Source organism: Psychrobacter sp. 1Y11 (assembly GCF_052259045.1).
GTDB lineage: Bacteria > Pseudomonadota > Gammaproteobacteria > Pseudomonadales > Moraxellaceae > Psychrobacter.
Genome location: NZ_JBQQER010000002.1, coordinates 35,087 through 49,171, shown reverse-complemented (window position 1 = coordinate 49,171; position 14,085 = coordinate 35,087). Strand labels below are relative to the sequence as shown.

Below are 14,085 nucleotides of genomic sequence, written 5' to 3'. Positions count from 1 at the left end.
CCAAAATAATCACACAACAAAAAGCCCTACCCTCATAACATGACGGTAGGGCTTTTATTATATTAAGGCAGGTTAAAAAAACTTAACCCAACATCGGCATTAAACTAACCGCTACGGCGTTAACCATAATCTCTATTAAATAAATGGCAAAAAAAGCAATAATTGGTGACAGATCAAGCATACCTAAATTCGGCGTGATGCGGCGAAATGGCGCTAGAATAGGCTCAGCAAGCTGCATGATGATACCAATAATCGGATGCGAGGACTGAGTAAACACCACAATCCAGCTGACGATGATAGAACCAATAATCAAATAACGACTCAATCTTAAAAAGTCTAGAATCAGGCTAAGTGTACCCTGAAAAAATAGTGGAATCGGGGCAATACCTTTATGCATTAACGCCGCTTTACCTGAGATATCTATCAGTCGAATCAAAAACATCAACACGATAGCAGCAATACTAATGCGCCCACCTCCTAACGTCGGAAAGATACGGCCAAATACATCGACGATATGCGTCGCTCTATAGGCAGGCGCAATCATAGGATCGCGCGCATCCATCCCCGCAAACTGCAGCATAAAGCGGATAAAAATCAGCAGCATCGCAAAGGTGGTGACCAAATCAAAAATCTGTAATAGTACGTTGTTCATTAAAGGCTACTCAAGACGTCGGTATAAAAAGACTACACAATTCATTTATTGGTCGCTTTGTTCGCAGCGACCTCTATTATCGATACTTATCACTAGTTCTCGCTACTTGTACTAAATAATGGCAATACTGAGCACTGTGAGCGCGTACGTTTTATTTCATCTCTTCGCTAAGTGCTTGGCTACGATCATAACAAGCTTGCATCGCCTCGCCTATCTGTCGGCCGACCTCATTGGCTTGCATCGATTCAATCGCCGCTTGCGTGGTGCCATTCGGTGAGGTAACTTTGCGACGTAGCTCGGCAGGTGTATCATCGCTACCCATCGCCATCTTGGCCGCGCCTAGCATGGTTTGCATAGCCAGTGCTGAGGCTTGCTCTTTATCTAACCCTAGCGCCACACCCTGATCAATCATCGACTCAAGAAAATAAAACATATAAGCAGGCGCTGAACCAGACACCGCCGTTACCGCATGCAAGTGCTCCTCGTCCTCCACCCACATTACGAGACCTGAAGCTTCCATAGCTGCAGTCGCAAGCTGCTTTTGCTCTGCATTGATGCTATCAGTGGCATATAGACCCGTCGCCCCCATCTGTATCATCGCCGGAGTATTGGGCATAGCACGAACGATGTTTTGATAACCGCCGAGCATATCTGCTAAAAGCTCTGTTGATAGACCAGCGGCAACCGAGACGATTAATTGCTTATCGAGCACATCCGTGAAGCCACTAACGACCGCTTTCATCACTTGTGGCTTCACTGCTAGTACTACTAGATCGGCGTCTTTTACCGCAGTCGTAGCATCGGCAGTAGGATCTACTATATTCAAGCCTTTAGCATCTAGTTGCTGACGGATATCGGTACTTGGATCAGCGACTGTAATCATCTCAGGCTTGACACCGCAGCCAACAAGGCCACTGATTAATGCCTGCGCCATATTACCGCCACCGATAAAGCTGATTTTTTTATTATTAAGAACTGAGTTATTATTTTGTTCTGACATCATAATCTCCTAATTAGCAATTTCTAATATAACTTTGTTAGAAATAGTTAAAAGTATTCAAAGTGATAGCTCTAAAATGGAGTCTAGTTTAGCATACTGCTATTATTGTCGTTTGATAAATTCACAGGCTTAGGGTTTGCTGGTTTCTTGCAAAACATTAACGCAAGCTTCATTTAAAAAAGTGAATTGATCGTCAGCTTTATGGTAGGACAGCTCGCTTTTTAAAGTCCAGCTATGAAACGGTGATAAAAGTAGCAATGGAGCTTCAGCTTTTGCATCATCACCATCCTCATTGATCATCGTCGTATCTGTTATAACGGCACTCACCACCACTAAGCTACTGCGTAGCCAAACGGGAATGGCAAGCGCTTGATAGAGCTTCTTGCCTGCTTGCGCTTGTCCCATGGTCATGGTTTGTATCTTGTGCTGTCTATCTAATGGCGTTATCTTGAGACTGATTTTATTATCGATAAGCTCTTGGTATTGATCATTATCAAGCTTATCCCAGTCGAGCTTTAGCTGCCAAAGATAGCCCGTATCCCTACTCTCACGAATATCAATAGTTAGACTTTTTGACAAAGAATAGCTGTTTTCAATTGTTGCTAATACAAGCCAATTCAGAAAAATGTGGCTCAAACGATAAAGCTGCTGACGATAGCGATAGATACGGTAGTGCTGCAAGCTGGCGTACCAGTCAAGCTCAGTTTGATGATCATTGTCTTGACGCTGAGTGAGCGCGTAGACATCATCGATTAACTGCTTGCTTGGCGGTAGCGGCTCATCTTGCACTAGCCAATAATGCAGTAGCTGCTTTTGCCTTGCCGTTGATAAAAGTTGTAATTTATCGATAGCTAACACCCGCTGCGCGGTAGAAAACTTAAGCGTCTCTACCGCTGTCATTTGCAAATCTTGCTCAGCTTGCGTTTCTACTATCGCTTGCGCTTCACTGAGCAGTTGCGCGCTACGGGCGATGTTGCCAACGACATTAGCATTATAATTGGTTAATAAAGGCATGACATCACGGCGCAAAGCGCTGCGTACATTGTCACCACTAGCGTTGGTAGGATCATTAATATAAGGCAGTTGTAAGCGCTGGGCGTAATCGCTAATCGCGGCGCGAGTTACCGTCAACCACGGACGCCATAACGCATATTGGTGGTTTTGATCTTGGCCTTGCTGCGCTTGCTCTCGCCATGGCTGCATAGCGGCTAGACCCTTAATACCTGCGCCTTGGATTAAACGCATGATTACGGTTTCTGCTTGGTCATCGGCATGATGAGCGAGTAATAATACATCGCCTTGATGGATATGATCGAGCATCGCTGTATAGCGAGCTTGCCGCGCTGCTTGTTCATCTCGGCCTTGCACTTGTACTTTTAGAACCGTACAAGGTAGCTGCTGAGCGGCGGCCCAATCAGCTACGTGGTTTGCCCAGATTGAACTGTCGACTTGCAGGCCATGATCAACATGCAACAGCTGCGGCAAAAACGGTAATCTACCTTGCTGATAAAGCTGCACACATAGCGCTGCTAAAGCCAAAGAGTCACGGCCACCGCTACACGCTAGCCAAATACGTCGACCCAGTAGCTGCTGATGATAATCTGCTAAACTATTCAACAATGCCGCTGTCAGCTGCTGATCGACAGCTAACTCTGCTATCGGCTTGATCGGATAAGGCTTAATAGCGCTATTTGTCATAGTTATTCTTATATAGCCAATTGGGAATAAAATTGCCACGCTCATCTTACCAGTGCTACTGGTATAGGTTTTCCTTGCGTGCGATATCAGTTTTAGGGTGACTCACCTATATTCATGCTAACGTCTAAAAGGAAACCTTGAACTAAAAAACAGGTAGCCAAAAAAAACGCGCTAATAAATAGCACGTTTTAGTTTAGCATTAAGTCAGCCTGTTAAGCTAAAAACCCGACTAGCTAGTCCAAGTCTTTTAGTGAAAGATTAGCAAGGCAGCATCACTTCTGAATCGAAAGATTTTAGCTTCTGGTAACGCTGCTCACAGCGCTCATCGGCATCCATATCGACTATCTCGGCCAGTTGCTCTTCTAACAACGCCTTTAACGCATCCATTACCGGCTGCGGCTGCACATGCGCGCCTTCCCCTTCATCAATGACGGCATCAATCAAACCCATCTGATAAAGGTTAATCGCATTTAGTTTTAATGCTTCGCTCGCATCTTGCGCTTTTTCAGCCGTTTTCCATAGAATAGAAGCGCAGCCTTCAGGTGAGATCACCGAATAAATACTGTTTTGTAACATATTTACTCTATCGCCAACACCTATCGCTAGCGCTCCACCTGAACCGCCTTCGCCAATGATAGTGACGATAATAGGCGCTTTTAAGCTCGTAAATACCGCAATACTTTCAGCGATCGCTTGCGCTTGTCCACGCTCCTCAGCGCCAATACCAGGATAAGCGCCTTGAGTATCGACAAAGCTCATGAGCGGAATATTAAAACGCTCAGCCATCTTCGCCAAACGAATCATTTTGCGGTAGCCTTCGGGATTCGCCATACCAAAGTTATGGGCGATACGCTCACGGGTACTACGACCACGATGCTGACCAATCACCATAACAGGCTGACCATTAAAGCGCGCAAGGCCGCCCAAAATTGCTTTATCGTCAGCAAAAGCGCGATCACCATGCAGCTCATCAAACTCCGTAAATAGCTGATTGACGTAGTCCATAAACAGTGGACGTTTTGCGTGTCTTGCCAGCTGTACGCTGTCCCAAACGGTACTCATAGACTTATCCTTATTGATTTTATAGAAGGTGGCAGTACAAGTGTAAACTCAATTAGGCTATAGTAGCACATCTTAACGACTATGGCAGCGCAGATACCCTTGCTTTTTTAGAGAAAATTATCTTTCAATAACGCTAAGCTGAATACCCCATTTTGCAAACTGCTCGATATCGGCGTAAAGATCGGAGTACAAGAAGGCGTAGTGTTTTTTATCAGTGCTAACGGTAATCTGCCAATGGGTGGCGTCTATAATGACCAACTCCATTAAAGGTAACTCGTACTCGCTACGGCTGTGATGCGCGGATACTGCAAGTCTTAAGAGCAAACACAAATAGACCAGTTGATCGCCGCCAAGTTTGCAGGCTTGCTCAAGCAGGTCGCCTTTTAGTTTACGCCTATGACTAAGCACCAGCTGTGCCAAGCGCTTTTGATCGACTTGCGAGAAGCCTGGAATGTCTGAATTTCCTAGCAAATATGCGCTGTGGCGATGATAGTTACTATGACTAATCGCCAGCCCTATCTCATGTAGATAGGCCGCGCGTCTCAATAGATCGCCATCACCATTGCTTAGCTGCAAGTCATCTTGCACTTGCCTAAAGAGATGACGGCTGGTTCTGACCACTTGCCGGGCTTGTTTTTTATCTACTGAATAGCGCTTAATCAGGGCGAGCACGCTACGATCACGCACATCTTCACTAGCAAAGCGGCCGAGCATATCGTACATCACGCCCTCGCGTAGCGCGCCGTCAGAATAAGCTAAGGTCTCTATACCGAGCACCTTCATCAAGGCTCGCAGTACCGCTACCCCCGCTGGAAACACCGCTTTTCGGTGCTCTTTAACGCCTTCGAGCTCAATATCTTTCACATTACCAATGGTAATTAATAATTTTTCTAGCTTTTTCACGCCTTTATAAGTGATGCACTCTTGCTCGTTGGCCCAGCCTTTGGAAACGAGAACATTACGCACCGCCTTGATGGTACCACTTGAGCCGATGACGCTCGTCCATCCCGCTTTTTGGTACTGACCGCTGATAGCGAGCACTTCTTTGCGCGCCGCAGCGATAGCACTAGTAAAGGCTTTGTCAGTGATTTGACCATCAGCAAAGAATTTTTTGGTAAAGGCCACACAGCCCATCTGCAAACTCTCTGTCAATAACGGCTCAAACCCTGTACCAATGATAAATTCAGTCGAGCCGCCACCGATATCTATCACTAAGCGCTTATCGCTACTGGCATTAGTGTGTGAGACCCCCAAATGAATCAGCCGTGCTTCTTCACGCCCCGCAATAATTTCAATGGGATTGGGCAAAATCTCATTGGCGCGAGTAATAAAATCATCAGCATTTTTGGCTTGACGCAAGGCGTTGGTAGCGACAATACGCACCCGCTCTGACGGTACTGAATCTAAGCGCGCGGTAAAACGGCTCAGACAATCAAGCCCTCGGCGCACCGCTTCTGCACTGAGAATGTTGTGCTCATCGAGTCCTGCTGCTAGCTGTACCTTTTCAGACATAGAGACTACTTTACGCACCTCACCATGATCGAGCCGACCGATAGCTAGATGAAAACTATTGGAGCCGATATCTATCGCTGCCATCAGTTCGTCTTCGGCAAGAGGCGGGTTTTCAAGGTAGTTATTGAGCATAAAGTGGCGTTACCGTAAATAGGGGTTAAATAACAGGTTTGAGATAAATACTAATATTAAGTTAGCATAAAAAGGGTTAGCAAACGCTAGTGATAAATAGCGCTATAAATAAAAGTGCTTATTAAAGCATTTATGCCAAATCCTAGCAAACAATGTAAACCTTTACCGAAAGGTTGTGTAAAACTGACTTTCAAGTAATGCTTAACGCTGGTATTGCTAAGAAGTATTTGCTACATTTAAATTCAGCAATATACGATAGATAACAAGAACTTAAGTTCAAATATCAACCTATATTATCGAATTGGCGATTAACCAAAGCCTAACAATAATTTTAATAAAGTAATTTTAGCAAAGGAAGCTACTATGACTACTCGACAGGATACCCAAACCGTTAATAATAGCAACGCGGCTAGCACTGATCAGCATCTAGCTAATCAAAGTCGTCAAGAAATGACAGAAACTAAGCGTAAGGCGCAACAAAATTTTTATGACTTTTATTTAGAAGAGCATCAAAACATGGCTTGTCGCCGTTTGCACTTTGCTGGTAGCAGTTTTGGTCTACTAGGACTAGCAAAGTCCATACAGACCCGATCGCCTAAGCCTCTGCTCAAAGGTATTGCCGCAGGCTACGGCTGTGCTTGGGTTGGCCATTTTTTCTTTGAAAAAAACAAACCGGCCTCTTTTAAGTTTCCTCTAAAAAGTTTCGCTAGCGATTTTCGTATGTATACTGACGTACTGCGCGGTAACTTGAGCTTGAGAGATATCAAATACGATAAGCGCGCGAAGTAATGACTGCTGCTAGCACATAATACCTTAAAAGCAAAAGAAGCCAACACCTTTAACGATGTTGGCTTCTTTTTAGCCTCAGGATATGCCGTTAGTGCCGGCTACTGTATAGCTTAAAATTTACTCGTACTATATGCATTTATGCCTTTGCCATTTCTGCAAAGATCTCATCAGCGGCTTTTATCGACTTATCCAAATCATCGCTGCTATGCTTAATCGACATAAAGCCCGCTTCATAAGCAGAAGGCGCTAAGTAGATACCGCGATCTAGCATACCGTGGAAGAAAGTATTGAATGTATCCATATCGCAAGCGGTCACGTCATCGAAGTTAAGCGGCGTTGGGGTGTCGCTGTCTTTGACAAAGAAAATACCGAACATGCCGCCCAGTTTATTGGTGCGCAGGTGAATACCGTGCTTATCAGCTGCTGCCTGGATACCATCGACTAGCTGATCGACTTTAGCGGCTAACTCGTCATAAAAACCATCAACGGTTAGATCTTCAAACATCGCAATACCCGCACGCATAGCCAGTGGATTACCCGATAAAGTACCCGCTTGATAGACACCGCCCATCGGTGCGATACATTCCATAATCTCACGCTTACCGCCGAAAGCGCCTACCGGTAGACCTGCACCGATAATTTTACCAAAGCATGTTAAGTCCGGCTCAATACCGAAATGCGCCTGTGCCCCGCCCAGACCAACACGAAAGCCCGTCATCACTTCATCAAAGATAAGCACTGCGCCATTAGCGCTGCACTCTTGGCGTAAAGTGTCATGAAAGGTTTGCTCAGGAATGACCATATTCATATTACCCGCGATCGGCTCAACGATAACGCAAGCAATAGTATCGCCCCATTTCTCAAAGCAGTCTTTGATCGCTTGTGGATCATTATAAGGCAAAGTAATGGTGTGCTTAGCAAAGTCAGCAGGCACGCCCTTCGAGGTCGGTTCACCGATATCGAGCATACCAGAGCCCGCCTTGACCAATAAGCTGTCAGAATGCCCATGATAGCAGCCCTCGAACTTGACGATATTGTCACGACCCGTATAGCCACGTGCCAGACGGATGGCGCTCATCGTCGCCTCAGTGCCTGAGCTGGTCATGCGAACCATCTCAACGCTCGGCACGATGTCGCAGATTTTATCCGCGACAGTAGTTTCAAACGGCGTTGGCGTCCCAAAACTTAAACCATCATCGGCCGCTTTTTTGACCGCGTCGATCACTTTGGGATGCGCATGCCCTAAGATCATCGGCCCCCATGAACCGATATAGTCGATGTAAGCGTTGTCCTCGGTATCGTAAATCTTGCTGCCAGAAGCCTTGTGCATAAACACCGGCGTACCGCCTACTCCTGCAAAAGCGCGGACTGGCGAGTTGACACCACCAGGAATATGTTTGCGGGCTTGGGCGAAGAGTTGTTCGTTTTTAGTACTCATAATTAGTCTCTATTATTTTATTGAAGTTCATTTTTAGTCTTGCTTGGTTTTGGCTTACTTAGAAGGCATTACAAGAAAAGGTTTTAGATAAGTTTTGTTTATAAACGATTTATTTCCTATCAGACTCATTAACAGGTAGTATGAGCAATAATAAACATAAATCGATAATGGAGTTATTCGCTATGTCTGCTAATGCTAATAACCTTAATACAACGTCAGCGCCAGAAGCCATTCCTATGAAGGACTACGAGGCGATAACCATTATCCAAAAACTTATCGACGGCATTCATCCTCTATCAGATGAGCCGCTCAGCGATAAGCATTTGTGCTTAGATAGCGATATCCACAGAGCGCTACAAACGGCTATCCCCGCCCTACGTAATCAGATCAAAACGGATGAGCGCCGAGCCAAATTACCTGCTAATGCCGGAACCCCTTGGAGCGATGATGAAGACCAGCGATTAGCCGAGGCTTTTGATAACGGCGACGCTATTAGCGTACTAATGACGCAGCATGGGCGCACTAGAGGCTCGATCAACTCACGCTTATTAAAGCTTGGTAAAATCACTGCTTAGATTAAGCTATCTTTATTGACTACTAACTAAAAGAGCAGAGAATTAAGCTTTTTTCACAACGGAGGATTTGAGCTTCATTTGCCCAAAACCATCGACCTTACAGTCAATATCGTGTCCGTCTACGGGATCATCAAGCAGACGAATACTTTTAACTTTAGTGCCGACTTTGATGGACGTTGACGAGCCTTTAACTTTTAAATCGCGGATGACGGTCACCGCATCGCCATCTTGCAACGCATTACCGACAGCGTCACGGACGATGCTGTCTTCTTCTGCCTGAGTCTCAGCAGCATCCGCTTCTGCAGCCGTCCACTCATGAGCACACATGGGGCAAACCAATAGCGCACCATCTTCATAAGTATAATCCGCATCACATTTAGGACAATTGGGTAAGCTCATAATTCTCTCATTAGCGATATGACCGCCACAATACTGGGCGTATTATTAATAGAATATAAAGTCATCTGTCTAGTGCTCATTGTAGCGTAAGTCATCATCTTTGACCAATGATCGCCCGTATTCGTTTGGCTTGAAAAACACTGATAATACCCAATGTAAAAGGTACTCATTATGTTTTTTTGAGCTAAGTTTTTATGCTACTCTTCTTAAGCCTTTTAACTAGTCATGCGAATACTTCAAATCATGCGAATAATTCAAACCTCATCAATCAAAAATTATAATAGGAATACCAATGAGTGACGCTACTTTCTTATCTGATCATAGTCAGCTGCCTACATTTACCCAACTAACGATGCAAGGTGAAGATGCAGAGAAATTCTTGCAAGGCCAAGTCACCTCTGACGTCACCAAAATCGGTCTTAGCTTTCAGCCTACTGCTATTAGTAATATTAAAGGGCGTATTGATTTTGGTCTTTGGATAAAAAAACAGGACGAGAATCAGTTTGATTTGGTCCTCAGCACCGATTGTGCCGAGTCTCTACAAGCGCATTTAAAAAAGTACGGTGCTTTTTTTAAGTTAGAAACTAGCGCGCCATCACCGATTTACCCTTGTATCGTAGCCGATGAGCCTACCTTTAGTCATAAAGAAGAGCATAACACTGCCGATGAGACACAGGCTTGGATGCAAGCAAGTATTGCTACGGGTAACTACTGGATAGTAGCGGCGACGCAAGGTCAGTTTCAACCGCAAGAGCTGCGTCTGCATCAACGCGGCGGTATGGACTATGATAAAGGCTGCTATTTAGGTCAAGAAGTCATCGCTCGTATTTATTTTAAAGCGGCACCTAAAGCTTTTCTTCATTATGTAAAAGGTACAGGCGATACGCCAACAGCAGGCGAAAAACTTGGCAAGATTCAAGTGGTCAATGCTATAGCAGCAGGCAATGGCGATAGTGGCTTTGAAGCTTTAGTAGTCGCGCGTCCAGAGCAGTTAGCAGAGAGCGAGATGACTATTTTGGATCTACCAACTGCCTTGCAAGCTGACGTTGCGCGTCCGCAGTAGTTATGGATTAAAGGTTAGTATAAAAAGTTTGATATCACTACTGCCGCTGTACTGCTATAAAAAGCTACCCTAAAAACCATAGCCCACTAGAGACTTTTACTTATGAGCCATATCGCGGTACTCGGAGCTGGAGTGGTAGGTGTGACGACCGCTTGGTATCTGCAAAAGGCAGGCTATAAAGTTACAGTGATCGAGCGCGAGTCGGCCGCTGGTATGCAAACGTCTTTTGCTAATGGCGGACAAATCTCAGTCTCTCATGCCACCCCTTGGGCCAACCCTAAAGCGCCGCTTAAAGCGCTCAAATGGCTGTTCCGCGAAGATGCACCGCTGCTTTACCGTTTGCGCGCCGACAAAGCCCAGCTGAAATGGGCGATGCAGTTTTTAGCGGAATGCCGTGCCGATCGTGCCGATGCCAATCTAGTGCAAATGGTTAATTTAGGGCTTTATTCACGCGCGGCGCTGCAGCAACTCAGACGCAATATCGATATTGAGTACGAGCAGCAAACGCGCGGTATCATGCATTTTTATACGAGCCAATCGGAGTTCGATGACGCGGTTGCACCGACCGAGCGCATGCAGGAGCTTGGCTGTGAGCGCTACTTTATCGATATCAATACTGCCGCCAGTCTCGAGCCAGCGCTTTACCCTATCGCGCACAAGCTTATTGGCGCGACTTATACTAGTCGCGATGAGTCTGGCAACGCCCATCTCTTTACCCAGCGTTTAGCGACCAAGTGCGAGCAAGCAGGCGTCAACTTCCTATATGATACTGAGATTCTGGCTTTGAACGCCGATGCTCATTCTAATCATCCACATGTGCATAGTATTACTGTTCGCCCTGCTGGCGAAAATGCGCAGACTTTTAGCGCGGATAGCTTTGTGATCGCTTTGGGTAGTTATAGTGTGCCTTTGCTAAAACCTCTAGATATTCATCTGCCAATTTTCCCAGCCAAAGGCTACTCAGCCACTTACCGCGTCAATCCGCGCGCGCCGCATTTAGCGCCCTTTATTAGCCTAATCGATGATGAGTACAAGCTAGTCATGTCACGACTTGGCGATAAGTTACGCGTGGCTGGCACCGCAGAATTTAATGGCTATAATATGGATCTGAATATGACGCGCTGTAAAGCCATTACTGAGCGCGTACAGCAGATTTTCCCGAAAGGTATTATCGCTAACTCGGCTGAGTACTGGACAGGCCTGCGTCCTATGACGCCATCGAATGTACCACTAATAGGTCGCGCGCATTTAGGTCAAGTCCGTCACGGTAGCCAAAATAGCGAGGCAACTTTTGATAATTTATGGCTCAATACCGGGCATGGTACGTTGGGTTGGACACACGCTTGTGGCTCAGCTAAAGCCATTAGCCTGCTGATGCAAAATGAAAAGCCAAAGGTGAAATTTGATTTTGTTGGTATTAATAGGCGCTAATATTTTATAAAAACCGTTTATGAGGAATGACAAAAAAAGACGCTTATCTTAAATAAGCGTCTTTTTTTGATTTAGTGTCAGTAGCGTTCTACATAAAATTTAAGCCACTACTTTATCTTTAACTCTATTTATCTCATTATCTTCTCGGGTAGACGCGAGCGCTTGCAAAGTCACAGGTACGCCATTCACTGCTGCATTGCCACTTAACTTATCGATGAGAGTATCATCGGTTAAATCATTGACACTAACGCCAGCATTAGCCTGAGCGATTTTTTGTTTGACGCCTTTGCGACCATGACCGAAGCCGTGCGGAATGCTAACCACGCCTGGCATCAGCTCATCGGTGACCTCAGCGGCGATAATGACTTCACCAACACGCGAGGTGACTTTGACTTGTTGACCCTCTTCGATATCATAAGCTTTTGCGGTATCAGGATGCAGCATCAACGTACAGCGCGATTTGCCTTTGGTTAGGCGATGACTGTTGTGTAGCCAAGAGTTATTGCTGCGCACATGACGACGCCCAATCAGTAAAATCTGGCTATCGTCATAGCTAGCCATTACATCCCTTACCCGCGCAAGATCGGCTTGATAAAAATCAACATTGAGATTAATTTGCTGATCTTTGTGCTTGATCGCTTCTGGCAGCATGGGTTTTAGCGGCCCTAAATCCATACCGTGAGGGTATTTTTTAAGCTTGCGCAGAGTGAGACCATAATAAGGGCCACGGCGCAGGCCTTGATCGAGCACAAACTGTGGCCCTAGCTTTTGGATGAGTTTACGCTCAATTTTGGTCGCTAGCGGCGCTTTTTTATCCAAACGCTCAGCTAGCTCTAAATATATTTGCCAATCGTGCTTAGCGTCTTTAGGCTTTGTAAATAGCACAGGCGAATATTTGGCAACATTATGGGTGGCAAACCCATTAAAAGTGACATCGTAATGATCACGCTCTAAGGAAGAGACTGGCGGCAGGATAATATTGGCATGACGGCTAGTCTCCGTCACATAATAGTCAAACGACACCATAAATTCTAAATTCTCAAACGCTTTATCTAGCTTCTCGCCATTAGGAGTACTCAGTACTGGATTACCCGCGACACACATAAAACCTTTGAGCTGCCCTTCTCCTTCTACTAGCATCTCATCCGCCATAGCCACTACGGGATACTCGCCGTTGAAGTCAGGTAGATTACTGACGCGGCTATGACGTTTACCCAGATAACCGGGACCGGTATTTTGCACCACGTTGACCGCAGGATTAGGGAACATCAAGCCGCCCACTTCATCCAAGCGACCCGCGACGATATTGATAATCATCACTAGATACTGACTTAATAAGCCAAACTCTTGCACCGAGACGCCCATACGGCTATAACAAACTGAACTTTCGGCTTCGCAGAACTCTTTCACCAAGCGCTTGATCTCTGAAGCTGCGATACCGGTAATACTAGCGACGGATTCCGCGCTATAGCCTTTGGCAAAATCTGCCATACGCTCAATCTCTGGTGCCAAATCCGCTGCTCTATTATTAGCTAGTGATTTCTTAGCATAACCCTGCGCGTAGATCTCATTGAGCATCGCTAATAGCAATAATACGTCGGTCGCAGGACGAATAAAATGATGCTCGCTAGCAATATCAGCAGTTTCTGTACGCCTTGGATCGATGACCACCACTTTGCCAGCGCGAGCTTTGATATCTTTTAGTTTCTGGCGCATATTAGCCGCGGTCATGATACTGCCGTTAGAGGCTAGCGGATTACCGCCGATGATCAGCATGTGCTGAGTGCGATTGACGTCAGGCACAGGAATACGCAGCATGTGACCGAAGAGATGCAAGCTAATAATATGATGCGGTAGCTGATCGATAGAGGTAGCCGAAAAGCGACTACGCGTTTTTATGCTACCAAGTAAATGCTTAATAGTCAGCATACCGCCCAAGTTATGCACGTTAGGATTGCCTAGATAGACCCCAAAAGCGTTGTTGCCATACTTTTTTTGCACCGACTGTATACCTGCGGCGACTTTATCTAACGCTTCTTCCCAACTGATCTTTTTCCAGCCATCAGCGGTGCGCTCGACAGGATGACGCAAGCGATCAGGATCTTCGTGCAAATCTTGCAAGGCGGTTGCTTTCGGACAGATATAGCCTTGCGAGAACGGATCCTCTTTATCGCCTTTGATAGACAGTACTTTTTCGCCGTCATGCTTGACGACGATACCGCACATCGCTTCACACAAGTTACAGGTTCTAAAGTGGGTTTGCTCGGTTGATTTTGTCTTTAGCTTGCTCATAGTTTTGCTTCCTTGTTGTTTTAGCGCTTATAGCCTCAGCTA

Annotated in this window: 12 protein-coding genes; 4 read left to right on the top strand and 8 right to left on the bottom strand. The window is 45.7% G+C overall.

Going from position 1 to position 14,085, the window contains the following annotated elements:
• Positions 1-82: 82 nt before the first annotated feature.
• The 5 genes from ACTXGJ_RS01805 to ppx form a co-directional block, all read right to left on the bottom strand.
• Positions 83-652, bottom strand: a complete 570-nt coding sequence (locus tag ACTXGJ_RS01805; RefSeq protein ID WP_439240384.1) for a YggT family protein — start codon at positions 650-652, stop codon at positions 83-85.
• A 151-nt stretch (positions 653-803) separates the two neighbouring features.
• Positions 804-1,652: a pyrroline-5-carboxylate reductase gene (proC, locus tag ACTXGJ_RS01800; RefSeq protein ID WP_443565076.1), complete on the bottom strand. Its 849-nt coding sequence runs from the start codon at positions 1,650-1,652 to the stop codon at positions 804-806.
• 129 nt (positions 1,653-1,781) lie between these two features.
• Complete coding sequence (gene tilS / locus ACTXGJ_RS01795; protein WP_443564909.1) at positions 1,782-3,350, bottom strand: tRNA lysidine(34) synthetase TilS; 1,569 nt, start codon at positions 3,348-3,350, stop codon at positions 1,782-1,784.
• Positions 3,351-3,608: 258 nt separating this feature from the next.
• The gene (locus ACTXGJ_RS01790) at positions 3,609-4,412 is read right to left on the bottom strand and encodes an acetyl-CoA carboxylase carboxyltransferase subunit alpha (protein WP_439240390.1); all 804 of its coding nucleotides are present in this window, start codon (positions 4,410-4,412) and stop codon (positions 3,609-3,611) included.
• Between the two features lie 117 nt (positions 4,413-4,529).
• Entirely contained in the window at positions 4,530-6,056 is a 1,527-nt protein-coding gene (ppx, locus tag ACTXGJ_RS01785; protein ID WP_443564908.1) for an exopolyphosphatase, read from the bottom strand.
• Between the two features lie 450 nt (positions 6,057-6,506).
• On the opposite strand from ppx, the gene ACTXGJ_RS01780 reads away from it, so the two are divergent.
• A complete protein-coding gene (locus ACTXGJ_RS01780; protein WP_439240676.1) occupies positions 6,507-6,845 on the top strand; it encodes an Mpo1-like protein in 339 nt (112 codons plus the stop codon).
• A gap of 136 nt (positions 6,846-6,981) precedes the next feature.
• Here the strand turns inward: ACTXGJ_RS01780 and hemL are convergent, their stop codons facing one another.
• A complete protein-coding gene (gene hemL, locus ACTXGJ_RS01775; RefSeq protein ID WP_439240394.1) occupies positions 6,982-8,283 on the bottom strand; it encodes a glutamate-1-semialdehyde 2,1-aminomutase in 1,302 nt (433 codons plus the stop codon).
• Between the two features lie 182 nt (positions 8,284-8,465).
• Between hemL and ACTXGJ_RS01770 the strand changes: the two genes are divergently transcribed.
• Complete coding sequence (locus ACTXGJ_RS01770) at positions 8,466-8,858, top strand: hypothetical protein (RefSeq protein WP_443564906.1); 393 nt, start codon at positions 8,466-8,468, stop codon at positions 8,856-8,858.
• 42 nt (positions 8,859-8,900) lie between these two features.
• Here ACTXGJ_RS01770 and ACTXGJ_RS01765 read toward each other — a convergent pair whose 3' ends face one another.
• Positions 8,901-9,257, bottom strand: a complete 357-nt coding sequence (locus ACTXGJ_RS01765; protein ID WP_443564905.1) for a zinc ribbon domain-containing protein YjdM — start codon at positions 9,255-9,257, stop codon at positions 8,901-8,903.
• Between the two features lie 292 nt (positions 9,258-9,549).
• Here ACTXGJ_RS01765 and ygfZ point away from each other — a divergent pair, with 292 nt between their 5' ends.
• Together ygfZ and ACTXGJ_RS01755 are read left to right on the top strand one after the other, a co-directional pair.
• On the top strand, positions 9,550-10,320 hold the full coding sequence (ygfZ, locus tag ACTXGJ_RS01760) for a CAF17-like 4Fe-4S cluster assembly/insertion protein YgfZ (protein WP_439240400.1): 771 nt from the start codon (positions 9,550-9,552) through the stop codon (positions 10,318-10,320).
• A gap of 102 nt (positions 10,321-10,422) precedes the next feature.
• Positions 10,423-11,751, top strand: a complete 1,329-nt coding sequence (locus tag ACTXGJ_RS01755; RefSeq protein WP_443564904.1) for a D-amino acid dehydrogenase — start codon at positions 10,423-10,425, stop codon at positions 11,749-11,751.
• Between the two features lie 99 nt (positions 11,752-11,850).
• On the opposite strand, the gene ACTXGJ_RS01750 is transcribed toward ACTXGJ_RS01755, so the two are convergent.
• Positions 11,851-14,043 carry a molybdopterin oxidoreductase family protein gene (locus ACTXGJ_RS01750; protein ID WP_443564903.1) on the bottom strand — a complete coding sequence of 731 codons (2,193 nt, stop codon included), beginning with the start codon at positions 14,041-14,043 and terminating at the stop codon, positions 11,851-11,853.
• Between the last annotated feature and the right edge of the window lie 42 nt (positions 14,044-14,085).

What these genes read in the sequence shown, in the direction of transcription:
- ACTXGJ_RS01805 (WP_439240384.1), bottom strand. Translation starts at nt 652, where the DNA reads ATGAACAACGTACTATTACAGATTTTTGATTTGGTCACCACCTTTGCG.
- proC (WP_443565076.1), bottom strand. Translation starts at nt 1,652, where the DNA reads ATGTCAGAACAAAATAATAACTCAGTTCTTAATAATAAAAAAATCAGC.
- tilS (WP_443564909.1), bottom strand. Translation starts at nt 3,350, where the DNA reads ATGACAAATAGCGCTATTAAGCCTTATCCGATCAAGCCGATAGCAGAG.
- ACTXGJ_RS01790 (WP_439240390.1), bottom strand. Translation starts at nt 4,412, where the DNA reads ATGAGTACCGTTTGGGACAGCGTACAGCTGGCAAGACACGCAAAACGT.
- ppx (WP_443564908.1), bottom strand. Translation starts at nt 6,056, where the DNA reads ATGCTCAATAACTACCTTGAAAACCCGCCTCTTGCCGAAGACGAACTG.
- ACTXGJ_RS01780 (WP_439240676.1), top strand. Translation starts at nt 6,507, where the DNA reads ATGACAGAAACTAAGCGTAAGGCGCAACAAAATTTTTATGACTTTTAT.
- hemL (WP_439240394.1), bottom strand. Translation starts at nt 8,283, where the DNA reads ATGAGTACTAAAAACGAACAACTCTTCGCCCAAGCCCGCAAACATATT.
- ACTXGJ_RS01770 (WP_443564906.1), top strand. Translation starts at nt 8,466, where the DNA reads ATGTCTGCTAATGCTAATAACCTTAATACAACGTCAGCGCCAGAAGCC.
- ACTXGJ_RS01765 (WP_443564905.1), bottom strand. Translation starts at nt 9,257, where the DNA reads ATGAGCTTACCCAATTGTCCTAAATGTGATGCGGATTATACTTATGAA.
- ygfZ (WP_439240400.1), top strand. Translation starts at nt 9,550, where the DNA reads ATGAGTGACGCTACTTTCTTATCTGATCATAGTCAGCTGCCTACATTT.
- ACTXGJ_RS01755 (WP_443564904.1), top strand. Translation starts at nt 10,423, where the DNA reads ATGAGCCATATCGCGGTACTCGGAGCTGGAGTGGTAGGTGTGACGACC.
- ACTXGJ_RS01750 (WP_443564903.1), bottom strand. Translation starts at nt 14,043, where the DNA reads ATGAGCAAGCTAAAGACAAAATCAACCGAGCAAACCCACTTTAGAACC.